The sequence below is a fragment of the Kouleothrix sp. genome, assembly GCF_046328425.1.
GTDB lineage: Bacteria > Chloroflexota > Chloroflexia > Chloroflexales > Roseiflexaceae > Kouleothrix.
Genome location: NZ_JAXLWP010000003.1, coordinates 12,310 through 26,021, shown reverse-complemented (window position 1 = coordinate 26,021; position 13,712 = coordinate 12,310). Strand labels below are relative to the sequence as shown.

Below are 13,712 nucleotides of genomic sequence, written 5' to 3'. Positions count from 1 at the left end.
GCTGTTTCCGGCTCGCGCGCGGCGAGGGCGCGCGAGCCGAGAGCCGATAGTGCGGATCCTGCCGTGGCAGGAATCGCGCCGATTACGCCGCCGTTCTACCAAGAAGACGCCCGCGCACGGCCAAAAGTTCCGCGGCGTAGGCTGGCCTCACTGTAGCACGGATCGGGCCAGCGCGGAATAGCGCAGGGCTGATAGTGGGCTTATTCCTCGGTGCGGCGCCAGAAATGCCGCTCGCTGATCTGCTTCTTGCCGTCGGCGCTTTCCCACACCTCGATCACGCGCTGGCTGACGATCGTGACGACGCTGCTGACCGGGTTTTTGGCAGCTTCGGCGGGCCGGGCATCGGCGGGGCGCGCCAGCGCGGTGGTAGCAGGCGATGGGCCTGTCTCGATCCGCCGGCGCAGCCAGGCGATGCCTGCCTCGGCGGCCAGCGCCGCGACGCTTAGCGCCATGGTTTTGCCAAACTGCTGCCACGTGACCGGAAGCTGGCGGCCGGCCAGCACCATAGGCGCGGCGTCGCGGCGCGCGGGCAGCTGCCGCTCGAGCGGGGCGCCGCACTTGCCACAGTAGTGGTCGTTCAGTGGGTTGCCGTGCTGGCACGCTGGGCAGATTCGCTCGACCATGATTTCTCCTTCGATGCTGTGTTTGGATGTACGAGCAGGTTGTGATCGAGCAAAGTATAGCATATCTTGCGCCCGCGCAGGCTCGCGGCGGATCGCGCGGCAGAGAGGAGAAGGGCAGCGAGGGCTGACGTTCCGCGAGCCCCGCGCCGGCTGCAGCGTATGTTGTTGCACGAGCGCGGCGGTAGTATAATGCGGCCACCCGAGAGGCTGCCTGCGGCCGGGCAGGCGCACACATTTCCCGCCAGTATCACCAAAGGAGCCGCCATGTCGCACAGGCGTACGGTACTGGCCGCAGCTGGGCTGGCGCTGGCCAGCCCCGGCGTACGCCGCTGGCTGTGGGCGCGGCTGCTTGGCCTGCCGCCGGCACGCTACGGCGTGCGCGCCAGCCGCGATATCGCCGTGCCGATGCCCGACGGCGCGCGGCTCATGACCGACCACTACGCGCCGAGCGCGCCGGGCGCGTTTCCCACGATTTTGATCCGCACCCCCTACGGCAAATGGACCGAGGCCGGGCTGTTTGGCCTGGTCTGGGGAGCGTTTAGCCGGCTTCTGGCAGCGCGCGGCTACCACGTGGTGATACAGCTGACGCGCGGGCGCTACACCTCGGGTGGAACATTCGACCCGCTGGCCGACGAAGCCGCCGATGGCATGGCGACGCTGGAGTGGCTCAAGGCCCAGCCCTGGTTCAACGGCAGCCTCGGCACCTGGGGCGCGAGCTACCTGGGCTACGTGCAGTGGGCGATCGCCGCCGACGCGCAGCCGCTGCTCAAGGCGATGGTGCCGATCGTCACCGGCGCGCAGCTCGGCTCGCTCACACACCCCGACGGCGCGTTCGGGCTCGATACGCTGCTGGCCTGGACGGCGATCACCGAGCTACAGGGCGGCGACACGCGGCGCTCGCCCTCGTGGCGCGAGTCGATCGCTGGCCCGGACGCGGCGCAGCGGCTGGTCGAGCAGGCGTTTCAGCACCTGCCTCTCGCCGAGGCCGACCAGCGCGCGCTCGGCAGGACGGTTACGTTTTACCAGGATTGGCTGCAGCACACCGACCTGCGCGGGCCGTACTGGCAGCAGCGCGACCACACCGCGCACGTGGCCGATGTGGCCGCGCCGGCGCATTTCATCTCGGGTTGGTACGACCTGATCCAGCGCGAGCTGCTGGCCGACTACGAGGCGCTGCGCCGGGCCGGGCGCGCGCCCTACCTGACGATCGGCCCGTGGGCGCATACCAGCCCACAGCTGGTGCTCGCGAGCCTGCGCGAAGGGCTGCGCTGGTTCGACTGGCACATGAAAGGCGCGGCGCCGCCGGCGCGCCGGCCGGTGCGCTTGTTTTTCATCGGCGCAAACGTGTGGCGCGAGTTCGGCAGCTGGCCGCCGCCAGCGCGCACCACAGCCTGGTTTCTGCAGGGCGAGGCCGGGCTTGCTCCCACGCAGCCCGGCATCGCCGCGCCCGACCACTACCGCTACGACCCGGCCGACCCCACGCCCGCGCTCGGCGGCGCGCGGCTGGTCGGCCCGCTCGGCGGCCCGCGCGACCAGCGGCCGATCGAAGCTCGCCCCGACATTCTGTGCTACACCAGCGCGCCGCTCGACCGCGACCTCGACATCGCCGGGCCGGTGCGGCTGGTGCTGTTTGTGCGCTCGAGCCTCGAGCACACCGACTTCCTGGGGCGCCTGTGCGACGTGCATCCCGACGGGCGCTCGATCAACCTGTGCGATGGCCTGCTGCGGCTGACGCCCGGCGCCGGCGAGCGCCAGCCCGACGGCAGCCTGCGGATCGAGATCGGGCTGTGGAATATCGCGGCACGCTTTCGGCGGGGCCACTGCATCCGCCTGCACGTGGCCAGCGGGGCGCACCCGCGCTGGAGCCGCAACCTGGGCTATGGCGACCCGCTGGCCGACGCGACGCGCGCCCGCGCGGCCGATCAGACGGTGTACCACGACGCCGCGCACCCATCGGCGCTGCTGCTCCCCACGATCGCCTAGCGATGCCGGATCTCGTTCACCAGGTTGCTGCGCGGCTGGAGGATCAGCACCGCGCCGGTATCGCGCAGCCACAGCACAGTGGCGCCGCCGCTGAACTGCTGCACGGTGGCGCGGGCCGGCTGCTCGGGCTGGTACGGCCAGCCCAAGTCTTGCCGCACGAACTTATTCGATACCCACAGCAGCCCGAAGCCGCGCTGCGGCGCCACGTGGCCGGCCGGCGGCGTGAGGCCGTAGTCGACCGGGTCGTTCTCGGTCCACAGGTCGTCGTGAATCTGGTAGCTCAGCGGGTGGCCGGGCGCGTACTGCGAGGTGTAGATCCGGTAGATCTTCTTGCCGCTGGCGCCCTGGTCGACCCAGATCAGCGAGCCGCTGTCGAACGACTGCAGCGCTGCCGGCGCGTCCTCGAGCGCGGCCGCCGGGCAGCCGAGGTTTTCGCGCAGGCCCTGCACTACCTCGAAGCTGGCGCGCAGCGCGGGCGCGATCGGCGTGGTGCAGAGCTGCGGCGGCGCGGCGGCGAAGATATCGCGCCCGAGCAGGCCTAGCAGCACCTCGAAGCGCGTGCCGCGCAGCTCGGTGTGGTGCTCCAGGCGGCGGCGCTCGAAATACTGCACCGTGCCAGTCCAGCCGCCGATCGTCTCGGTGAGCGGCTCGCTCAGCGGGTAGCCAAAGCGCTCGAGCCCGCCGTTGTTCTGCCAGTAGCTCAGGAACGGCTCGCAGACGCTGTGGCGCGTCGGCTCGAAGTACGCGCAGCCGGCCGGCAGCTCGCCGGCGAACGGCGCGAACTCCCACCACGACCGGCCCTGCAGCTCGAGCGCGCGCGCGCCCATTCGGCCGGCCAGCACACCCTCGGCGTGCAGCTCGAGCCGGTCGCGCTCGAACCACTGGGTGTGGCCAACCCAGCTGCCCTCGACAACCTCGTTCGGCAGCTCGTCGCTGATCGGGTAGCCGAACACCGCCAGGCCGCCGTGCTGCTCCCAGTAGCTCAGCAGCGCGCCCGACACACAGTGCCCGGTTTCGGCGAAGCACTGCTGGCGCTCCTGGGCGCCCGCTACGGCCGGCACAAGCGCCAGCGCCAGAATACATACTAACCACCATCGCTTCATAGCGACACCTCTTCCTGCAAATGAGCTATGGTTTGATACTCGGAGTTTCGACTTGACACTGTGCGGGCGCGATAGATCGCACCCGTACGCCTTCGGGGTTGCTGGAAGGCTGGTTTCAACCGCCGGCAGAGTCGTGAGAGCGACGGTGCTGCGCGGTGAGCGCCACGGGCGCCCGATATCAAGACGTTTATGGCCGCCCGCGTGGTTGCATGGCTGGGCGGCGCAGCAGCAGCGCCAGCAGCGGCAGGTAGGCGCACAGCACAATCAGGCGTGCCGGCCAGGGCGGGGCCGCGCCGAGCAGCGCCAGCAGCGGCCAGTACAGCCAGGTGGCCAGCGTCCAGGCCAGAACCTCGGCGCGGCTGCGCAGCGCGGCCGCCAAAATCGGCGCGTCGTAGAGCGCGCGCTGCGGCACCGCTGCGCACAGCAGCAGGTAGCGCGCGTCGGGGTCGCGCCAGCGCAGCAGCGCCAGCGCCAGCAGCGCGCCGGGGACGGTGAGCAGCGGCACGTAGCCGCTGAAGCCGCCGATCTGCCCGAGCCAGCGCAGCGGCCAGTCGGGCAGGATCAGCAGCGTGGCCAGTCCAAACGTGGCGCAGGCCAGCGCGCGCCGCCGCGTCAGGCGTGTCAGCGCAATCGGCAGGCCGATGTGCGGCTTCACCAGCGTCAGCGGCAGCAGGGCTGGCAGCAGCGCCGCCGCCAGCAGCAGAACGGCCCACTGGGCGTACCATAGCGCGTGCAGCGCTGGGGCCGAGAGCAGCACCAGCAGGCGGTGGGCCTGCCCGCCGCGCAGCAGCGCAAACGCCAGCAGCCCCGCGCCTGCTGCGGCGGCCAACGCGGCGGCGTGGGCCTGCGACAGCGGCGCCAGCGGCAGCAGCACCACCGCCGTTGTGAGCGGGTTGGCCGGGAAAGCCTGGCCGGTCGCGGGGTCGATATAGCGGCACGCCGGGCCGTAGGGGTCGCCCCCGGCCAGCAGCTGCTGAGCGTAGCAGTGCGGCCAGGCGGTATCGTTGCCGAAGCGTGCCAGCGGCAGCAGGCGGATGACCAGCACGGCCATGCCGATCGCCAGGCTGATGTAGATGCGGGTGCGCAGGCTCATGGTGACCTCGCCGGGTGCGCGATGCCGGGCTACGGCTGTGGCTGTAGTGTAGCAGAAATTGGCTGCGCGCCGCGCGCCCGGCAAAGGCCCGCCGCGCTTTCGCGGCGCGGGCTCGAGTTGCATTTTTCGGCGCTCCGAGTACCATACGCCGCAGGTATTGAAAGAACGGGAGCGCGTGTGAAACTCAATCCATCCGAGGCCGAGCGGCTGGCCCGCGAGCTGTACGGCATCGCTGCGGCTGCACGGCCGCTGCCGGGCGAGTACGACGATAACTTCCACCTGGTGGCCGCCGACGGCGCGGCGTTCGTGCTGAAGGTGATGCACCCCGAACGCGAGCCGGCGCTGATCGACGCGCAGTGCCAGGCGCTCGCGCACCTGGCGCTTCACGCCCCCGAGCTGGCGCTGCCGCGCGTGCGCCCCACGCTGGCCGGCGAGCGCTTCACCACCGCCGAGGCCGCTGGCGCCGCCCGGCTGGTGTGGCTGCTCGGCTACGTGCCCGGCCGGGTGCTGGCCGAGGCCCGGCCGCGCCCGCCCGAGCTGCTGCGCGGCCTCGGCCGGCTGCTGGGGCGCATGGACGCCGCGCTGGCCGGCTTCGACCACCCGGCCGCGCACCGCGAGCTGAAGTGGGACCTCGCGCGCGCCGGCTGGGCGCGCCAGCTCCTTGGCTGCATCGCAAACCCGGCGCGCCGCGCCCTGGCCGAGCGCGCGCTGGAGCGCTACGACGCGCTGGCGCCGGCGCTGCCCGGCCTGCGGCAAAGCGTGATCCACGGCGACGCCAACGACTACAATGTGCTGGTGAGCGCGCCCGGCGAGTGGCCGCCGCGCGCGCTGAGCCTGATCGATTTCGGCGACATCATGCACAGCGCCACGGTCGGCGAGCTGGCGATCGGCGCGGCCTATGCCGCGCTGGGCCAGCCCGACCCGCTGGCGGCGATCGCCGAGGTGGCCGCGGGCTACCATGCCGAGCTGCCGCTGCACGAGCCCGAGATCGCCGCGCTGTTCACGCTGGTGTGCGCCCGCCTGGCGGTCAGCGTAGTCAACTCGGCTCAGCGGGCCGCGCTGCTGCCCGGCGACCCGTATGTCACGATCAGCGAGGCGCCGGCGTGGGCGCTGCTCGAGCGGCTCGACGCTATTCACCCGCGCCTCGCGCACTACGCGCTGCGCGCCGCCTGCGGGCTGCCGCCGGTGCCGCATAGCCCCGCGCTGGCCGAGTGGCTGCGCGCCCAGAACCCCGCGCCGGTGCTGGCCGTCGACGTTCGCACTGCCCCCAGCGTGGTGTTCGACCTGAGCGCCGGCAGCCTTTTGCTCGGCGCCGACCCGGCGGCTGCGGCAACGCCCGCGCTTGGCGAGAAGCTGTGGGGCGCCATGCGCGCTGCCGGCGCGGCGCTGGGCGTCGGCCGCTACGACGAGCCGCGGCTGATCTACACCAGCCCGGCCTTCGCCTCGGGCGCGGGCGCGCTCGACGAGCACCGCACCGTGCACCTGGGCATCGACTTGTGGCTCGACGCCGGGGCGCCGGTGTACGCCCCGCTCGCCGGCAGCGTCGAGCTGGTGGCCGATAACGCCGCGCCCAAAGACTACGGGCCGGTGATCGTGCTGCGCCACGCCAGCGGCGACGGCACGCCGTTCTACACGCTCTACGGCCACCTCGGCCACGACTCGCTGGCCATGGTCGCGCCGGGCCAGGCAGTGTCGCCGGGCCAGCAGATCGGCACGATCGGCGCGCCGCCGGGCAACGGCGACTGGCCGCCGCACCTGCACTTCCAGATCATCGCCGACCTGCTCGACATGGGCCGCGACTTCCCGGGCGTGGCCTACGCCAGCCAGCGCGCGCTGTGGCGCAGCCTCTCGCCCGACCCGAACCTGCTGCTCGGCATCCCGGCCGAGCGCTTCCCCGCGCCCGAGCCGCCCAAAGAGGCCACGCTGGCCGCCCGGCGCGCGCTGCTCGGCCGCAACCTGAGCATCTCGTACCGCGAGCCGCTGAAGATTGTGCGCGGCTGGCGGCAGTACCTGTACGACGACACCGGCCGCGCGTTTCTCGACGTGTACAACAATGTGCCGCTGGTGGGCCACAGCCACCCGCGCGTGGTGCGCGCCGCCCAGGCCCAGCTGGCGCTGCTGAACACCAACACGCGCTACCTGCACGACCAGATCGTGCGCTACGCCGAGCGCCTGGCCGCGCGCATGCCCGCGCCGCTCGGCGTGTGCTTTTTCCTCAACTCGGCCAGCGAGGCCAACGAGCTGGCGCTGCGGCTGGCGCGCGCCCACACCGGCCAGCGCGACATGATCGTGCTCGACGCGGCCTACCACGGCCACACCAGCGGCCTGATCGACATCAGCCCCTACAAGTTCGGCGGGCCTGGCGGTATGGGCAAGCCGGCCTGGGTGCACGTCGCACCCATCCCCGACGACTACCGCGGCGCCTACCGGCGCGGCGACGCCGCGGCCGGCCGCAAGTACGCCGCGCACGTGGCCGAGATCGTCGCGCGGCTGCGGGCCGAGGGGTGCGGCCTTGCCGGCTATATCGCCGAGACGCTGCCGAGCGTCGGCGGGCAGATTGTCTTCCCTGCCGGCTACCTCGCCGAGGTGTACCGGCACGTGCGCGCGGCCGGCGGCGTGTGCATCGCCGACGAGGTGCAGGTGGGCTTTGGCCGGCTCGGCACGCACTTCTGGGGCTTCGAGACCCAGGGCGTCGTGCCCGACATTGTGGTGCTGGGCAAGCCCATCGGCAACGGCTTCCCGCTCGCCGCCGTGGTCACCACGCCCGCGATCGCCGCCTCGTTCGACAACGGCATGGAGTTCTTCAGTACGTTTGGCGGCAACCCGGTGGCCTGCGCGGCCGGCCTGGCAGTGCTGGATGTGCTGGAAGAAGAACAGCTGCAGGCGAATGCGCGGCACGTCGGCGAGTACCTGCTCGGTGGCCTGCGAGCGCTGGCCGCCAACCACGCCGTCGCTGGCGATGCCCGCGGCATGGGGCTATTTCTGGGCGTCGAGCTGGTGCGCGACCGCGCCACGCTCGAGCCTGCCGCCGACGTGGCCTCGTACGTGGTGAACCGCCTGCGCGAGCGCGGCATCCTGGCCGGCACCGACGGCCCGTTTCACAATGTGATCAAGATCCGCCCGCCGCTAGTGTTCGCCCAGCCCGACGCCGACGCGCTGCTGGCCGCGCTCGACGACATTCTGGCCGAGGATTTCGCGCGGGTGTGACGCCCAGCTCTGGCTGACCGCGCGTATACCCTGGAAGCGATCTCAAAAGAGAGACGTTTGGAGGACTTCGTCCCTCCAAACGTCTCTTTCTGGCAGCCGCTCACTTTACTTAAACGGCAGCTCGGCCACCTCGCCCCACACATCGCCGCCGGCGATGCCGACGCGCGTGCCCGGATCGGCGTGGGCGCTGCGCACATACGCCAGCGCGATCGGCCCGAAGCGCGGCGAAACGGCGGCGCTGGTGAGGTCGCCGGCCTCTTTGCCGCCTACGTCGAGCTTGCCCGGCGCGCTGGCCGGCGCGCTCAGGCGCAGGCCCATCAGGCGCTTGGCCAGCCGCCCGCGGCTCTCCATCCGCGCGATGATCTCCTGCCCTACATAGCAGCCCTTGCTGAAGCTCACTGCGTCGTGCAGGCCGGTTTCGAGCGGGATGTACTCCTGGCTCAGCTCGCGGCCAGACGCGGCGTAGCCCGCCTCGACCCGCAGCACCTCGAGCGTGGCCGCGTCGAGCGCGAGCGCGCCCGCCCCCAGCAGCGCCGCGCGCGCGGCCGGTAGCTGCTCGGCCGGCACGTACAGCGTGAAGCTCGGGCCGCCGATCGGCGGGCGCGCCGCGACGATCAGCTGCGCGCCGCCAAAGCCGAGCGTGGCGTTGTGGTGCGGCGGCAGGCTGGGAATATCGGCGCCGAGCGCCTGGCGCAGCGCCTCGGCTGCGGCTGGCCCGTACAGCGCCAGCTGGCCGTGCGAGCGCCCGGCGGCTTCGAGCGCCACCTGATCCTGAAAGAAAATATTCTTCTTCAGGTGCGCCCAAACCGCGCCGCCCTGGCCGGGGCTGGTGGCCAGCAGCAGCGCGTCGTCGAGGGCGTGCACCGCCAGCACGTCGATGATCCGGCCGATCGGCGTGGTCAGCACGCTGCGCGCGCCCGCGCCCGGCCGCAGCCGCTCGATATCGTTGGTCGAGAGCCGGTGCAGCAGCGCGGCGCGGTCGCGCCCGCGCATCAGGATCCGCCCGGCCTCGCCCTCGTCGGCCAGCGCGGCGCCGTGCAGCGCGGCGGCATAGGCCGCGCCGTTGGTATCGGCAGAATTGGTCATTGGCTCGTTTCTCGCATACTGGTGCGGCCCACCGCCGCGCCCGGCATGATACCATGCCGCCCGGCGCGCCGCAAAGGCAAGAATTCTGCTACTATACGGGCTGCACGGGCGGCGCGATCTGCCCTCGCCAACACTCCATATGGCGCACCCGGCTGAATTTTGCCTTCCCTTCGGCACGCTCCGCCGAGCCGGCAGAGCGGTACTTTTCGTTTTCGGTATTTGCGCTCAGAGAGGGCAAATACCGAAAACCGTACATGATCGAGTACCATGCTGCCGCAGGCTAAACCAGCGCCGAGTAAGTCGCGTGAAAAGAGAGAGATAATGACCGAAATCCACACGCCCGACTGGGTCAAGCACGCGGTGTTCTACCAGATCTTCCCCGACCGCTTCGCCAAGAGCGATGCGCTGGTGAAGCCCACCAACCTCGAGCCGTGGGACGCCACGCCGACGATCGAGGGCTACAAGGGCGGCGACCTGCTTGGCGTGGCCGAGCACCTCGACTACATCCAGGATCTCGGCGTCACCGCGATCTACTTCACGCCGATCTTCCAGAGCGCCTCGAACCATCGCTACCACACCCACGATTACTACCAGGTCGACCCGCTGCTGGGCGGCAATGCGGCGTTCCACACGCTGCTCGACGCCTGCCACCGGCGCGGGCTGCGCGTGGTGCTCGACGGCGTGTTCAACCACGCCAGCCGCGGCTTCTTCCAGTTCAACGATATTCTCGAGAACGGCCCGCACTCGCCCTGGCTCGACTGGTTTACGATCGAGGGCTGGCCGCTCAGCCCCTACGATGGCGCGAGGCCGGCCAACTACCGCGCCTGGGTCGGCAACCGCGCGCTGCCTAAGCTCAACACCGATAACCCGCAGGTGCGCGAGTTCATCATGCAGGTTGCCGAGCACTGGCTGCGCCAGGGCATCGACGGCTGGCGGCTCGACGTGCCCTTCGAGATCCACACCCCCGGCTTCTGGGCCGAGTTCCGCGCGCGCGTCAAGGCGATCAACCCCGAGGCCTATATCGTCGGCGAGATCTGGCACGACAGCCGGCCGTGGCTCCAGGGCGACCAGTTCGACGCGGTGATGAACTACCTATTCACCGAGGCGGCGATCGCATTCTGCGCCGGCCCGCGCGTGCTGCCCGACCAAGTGGCCGGCCGCTCGTACCACCCGATCCCGGCGCTTTCGGGCTACGACTACGCCAACAAGATCGACTGGCTGCTGCAGATCTACCCCTGGGAGATCCAGCTGGCCCAGCTGAACCTGCTCGACAGCCACGACACCGCCCGGCTGATCAGCATCGCCAATGGCGACACCGCCAGCGTGCGCCTGGCGACGCTGCTGCAGATGACCTACCCCGGCGCGCCGAGCATCTACTACGGCGACGAGATCGGCCTGCCCGGCACCAACTTCGACCCCGACACCCGCCGCGGCATGCCCTGGGCCAACCGCGAGCGCTGGGACATGGATCTGCTGGCGTACCACAAGCAGCTGATCGCGCTGCGCCACGCTCACCCGGCGCTGCGTACCGGCGCCTACGCGCGCCTGCACGCCGACGATGCGACCTACGCCTTTGCGCGCGCCGACGCTGCCGAGGCGCTGCTGGTGGCGGTGAATGTGGCCTAGCAGCCGCGCACGATCGAGTTCGCTGCGGGCGAGCACTTCGCCGAAAACGCCGAGCGCTGCGCGGCGCTGTACGGCACGCGGGGCGCGCGCGTCGAGGCGGCTGGCCGCGCGCCGAGCTGCCCGCCCGCGATGGCCTGCGCCGTACCTGGCGCGCTAGCCGGCCGGGCCTGTCGCGCCGAGGGCGCACCCTAGGCCCGCGCCAGCAGGAATAGTGTGGCTGGTGCGCGCTGCGCGCCTCTTTCTGCGATGCGATGTGATGGTGGCGCCCCGCGCCAACGTCGCAGCACCATACACGAAAAGCGCCGCTCCGCCGAGGGCAAAACGCCGGCCGCATATGTCGTATCAGCATCAGGAGCAACCAATGCCCGCTCGCATCGCCCCCACTTCGCTCCTTTTCCGCTCGCGCTGGCTGGCGCTGCTGCTGCTGGCCGCCAGCCTGGCCGGCTGCCTGGCAGACACGCCAGCAGCGGCGCCCACGGCGCGCCCGCGCGCCACCGCCGCTCCCACGGCGCGCCCGCGCGCCACCGCCACGCCCCTGCCGCCGGCCGTGGCGACGCCGGCTGCCCAGGCCGAGTGGACAGTTCTGGTGTACCTCGACGGCGACAACGACCTCGAGCCCGACGCGATCGACGACTACGCCGAGATGGCCAGCGTCGGCTCGAGCAGCGCCCTCAATATCGTCGTGCAGTTCGACCGGATCGCATCCGACGAGGACTGGGACGACACGTCGAACGGCGACTGGCGCGGCGTCAAGCGCTTCCGCGTCGAGCGCGACAAGCGGCCGACCAAAAGCAACCAGCTGGCCGACCTCGGCGAGCTCGACATGGGCGACCCGCGCACCCTGGCCGATTTTGTGGCTTGGGGCATCAGCAGCTACCCCGCCAGGCACTACGCGCTGATCTTCTGGGATCACGGCGCGGCCTGGCCGGGCGTTGCCAGCGACGACTCCAGCGATGGCGATATGCTGACGCTGCCCGAGCTGGCGGGCGCGCTCGCCGACGTGCGCCAGCGTACCGGCGTGCAGAAGTTCGACCTGATCGGCTTCGACGCCTGCCTGATGGGCCAGATCGACGTGCTGCAGGCGATCGCGCCATTCGGCCAGGTGGCCGTCGGCAGCGCCGACCTCGAGCCGGGCGAGGGCTGGGCCTGGAACGCCTGGCTAGGCGCCCTGGCTAACAACCCTCAGCAGAGCGCCGCCGCGCTGGCGCCGAGCATTATCAAGAGCTTCGCCGCGTTCTACAAGAAAGAAAAAGACCCCTCGGTGACGCTGGCGGCCTTCGACCTCGGCAAAGTCGAGCAGATGACCAGCCAGCTCGACACGCTGGCGGGCGCGCTGATCGCCGCGCTGCCGCGCTCGTACGCCGCGATCGGCAAGGCCCGCGCCCACGCCGCCGAGTATGCCTCGGGCGACGCCGATATCAGCGCGATCGACCTGGGCTACTTCGCCGACGCGCTTGCCGCCCCCAAGGCCGCGCCCGATATCGCAAACGCCGCCCGCGCGCTGCGCGCGACGATCAACACCGCCCAGATCGCCTACGGCTACGGCGCCGACCACTCCGAGTCGACCGGGCTGTCGGTGTATTTCCCCTGGAAGAAGAAGCACTACGACGCCAGCTACAGCCAGGCCTCGCCGCTCACGCGCACAACTCGCTGGGACGAGTTCCTGCAGGCGTTTTACAAGGCCGGCCGCGCCAGCTCGGCCCGCTCGCTCGTCGCGCCGCTTCAGCTTAGCCAGGCTACCGCCGCGCCCGACGCGCCGCTGGCGCTCGCGACGACGATCGGCGGCGACGACACCGCCCAGGTGTACTATTTCGTCGGCAGGCCCGACCCCGCCGCCGCCAACCGCATCCGGGTGCTCGTGCGCGACTATATCTACCCGCCCGGCGCGTCGACGAATGGCGCGATCCCGGCCTGGCGCGACGGCGACAGCGTGCAGCTGAGCTGGCGCGCTTCGAGCTGGTACCTGGCCAACGGCCGCGACGTGGTGCTCGCGCCGTTCGCGCCGGTGGAGTATGGCTCGAACAGCTACAGCGTGGCCGGAAGCTATGTCAGCCGCAAAACCGGCAAGCGCACGCCGGCGAGCCTCGAGTTCGACGTGGCCCAGGGCCGCGGCACGCTCACACACATCTGGGCGTTCGATAAGGCCGGCGGCACGAACCCGCGCCCGCGCGAGCTGAAGCCACGCGCCGGCGATAGCTTTCTGCCCAGCATCCCGATCTACGACGAGAACGACCCCGAAGCCGAGGGCAAGGTCGACGGCGCGCCGATTACCTTTGGGGCCGAGCCGCTCAGCGCGTTTAGCGCCGAGGCTCCCGCAGGCGAATATGTCGTCGGGCTTATGGTCGAAAGCATCGCCGGCGCGACCCACGATCAATACGCCGATGTGACCGTCGCCAACCCGCGTGGCGCGGCGCTGCCGCCCATCCCCGCTGCGCCGGCCGCAGCGGCCAGCGGCGCTGCGCCCGATACTCTGCGCTACTACGACGATCAGCTCGGCGCGCGGATCGATTACCCCGCTACCTGGCAGGTGGCCTCGTCGAGCGCCGACCGTGTGGTGCTGGCCAGCCCCGACGACGCGCCCGAGGCGTATGCCAGCGTGGATGCCTACGCGCTCGAGGGCACGCTCGCCGCCGCGAACAAGGCCATGCTCGCGGCGCTGCTCGACGCCGACGCGCGCGCGCCGGGCTTTGCGCGGCGCCAGGCGCCTACGCCGGCGCGCGTGGCCGGGCATGCAGCCCTGCGCACAGAGTACGTGTATCAAGACAAGAATGGCGTGCTGTTCCACGTGCTCGGCGTGGCCGTGAGCGATAAGCCGGCCGGCGCGACCTACCTGATTACATCGAGGCGCCCGGTCCAGCTTGCCGCCAGCGCCGCGCTGTTCGAGCAGATGCTGGGCAGTTTCGCGATTGATTAGGGCTTGCCTGAAGCGCGAAGCCGCCGAAAACTGCCTTTGGCTGGTCGCGGCCACCGCCGTGGCCGCGACCAGCCAAG

8 protein-coding genes are annotated in these 13,712 nt (G+C 70.9%); 4 read left to right on the top strand and 4 right to left on the bottom strand.

What is annotated here, in order from left to right:
• Positions 1-200: 200 nt before the first annotated feature.
• On the bottom strand, positions 201-623 hold the full coding sequence (locus U0177_RS00110; RefSeq protein WP_409568538.1) for a zinc ribbon domain-containing protein: 423 nt from the start codon (positions 621-623) through the stop codon (positions 201-203).
• Positions 624-887: 264 nt separating this feature from the next.
• Here U0177_RS00110 and U0177_RS00105 point away from each other — a divergent pair, with 264 nt between their 5' ends.
• A complete protein-coding gene (locus tag U0177_RS00105) occupies positions 888-2,606 on the top strand; it encodes a CocE/NonD family hydrolase (protein WP_409568537.1) in 1,719 nt (572 codons plus the stop codon).
• On the opposite strand, the gene U0177_RS00100 is transcribed toward U0177_RS00105, so the two are convergent.
• On the bottom strand, positions 2,603-3,709 hold the full coding sequence (locus U0177_RS00100) for a hypothetical protein (protein ID WP_409568536.1): 1,107 nt from the start codon (positions 3,707-3,709) through the stop codon (positions 2,603-2,605). The two genes, U0177_RS00105 and U0177_RS00100, sit on opposite strands and share 4 nt — an antisense overlap.
• Positions 3,710-3,896: 187 nt before the next feature.
• A complete protein-coding gene (locus U0177_RS00095) occupies positions 3,897-4,802 on the bottom strand; it encodes a hypothetical protein (RefSeq protein WP_409568535.1) in 906 nt (301 codons plus the stop codon).
• A gap of 177 nt (positions 4,803-4,979) precedes the next feature.
• Between U0177_RS00095 and U0177_RS00090 the strand changes: the two genes are divergently transcribed.
• On the top strand, positions 4,980-8,009 hold the full coding sequence (locus tag U0177_RS00090; protein ID WP_409568534.1) for an aminotransferase class III-fold pyridoxal phosphate-dependent enzyme: 3,030 nt from the start codon (positions 4,980-4,982) through the stop codon (positions 8,007-8,009).
• 105 nt (positions 8,010-8,114) lie between these two features.
• Here U0177_RS00090 and U0177_RS00085 read toward each other — a convergent pair whose 3' ends face one another.
• Entirely contained in the window at positions 8,115-9,272 is a 1,158-nt protein-coding gene (locus tag U0177_RS00085; RefSeq protein WP_409568533.1) for a YgfZ/GcvT domain-containing protein, read from the bottom strand.
• Between the two features lie 144 nt (positions 9,273-9,416).
• Here U0177_RS00085 and U0177_RS00080 point away from each other — a divergent pair, with 144 nt between their 5' ends.
• Positions 9,417-10,721 (top strand): glycoside hydrolase family 13 protein, encoded by a 1,305-nt coding sequence (locus U0177_RS00080; RefSeq protein WP_409568532.1) that lies wholly within the window; start codon positions 9,417-9,419, stop codon positions 10,719-10,721.
• Between the two features lie 361 nt (positions 10,722-11,082).
• Complete coding sequence (locus tag U0177_RS00075) at positions 11,083-13,635, top strand: clostripain-related cysteine peptidase (RefSeq protein ID WP_409568531.1); 2,553 nt, start codon at positions 11,083-11,085, stop codon at positions 13,633-13,635.
• Positions 13,636-13,712: the final 77 nt, after the last annotated feature.

Excerpts from the sequence above, each read along its gene's own strand:
- U0177_RS00110 (WP_409568538.1), bottom strand. The coding sequence starts at position 623 with ATGGTCGAGCGAATCTGCCCAGCGTGCCAGCACGGCAACCCACTGAAC.
- U0177_RS00105 (WP_409568537.1), top strand. The coding sequence starts at position 888 with ATGTCGCACAGGCGTACGGTACTGGCCGCAGCTGGGCTGGCGCTGGCC.
- U0177_RS00100 (WP_409568536.1), bottom strand. The coding sequence starts at position 3,709 with ATGAAGCGATGGTGGTTAGTATGTATTCTGGCGCTGGCGCTTGTGCCG.
- U0177_RS00095 (WP_409568535.1), bottom strand. The coding sequence starts at position 4,802 with ATGAGCCTGCGCACCCGCATCTACATCAGCCTGGCGATCGGCATGGCC.
- U0177_RS00080 (WP_409568532.1), top strand. The coding sequence starts at position 9,417 with ATGACCGAAATCCACACGCCCGACTGGGTCAAGCACGCGGTGTTCTAC.
- U0177_RS00075 (WP_409568531.1), top strand. The coding sequence starts at position 11,083 with ATGCCCGCTCGCATCGCCCCCACTTCGCTCCTTTTCCGCTCGCGCTGG.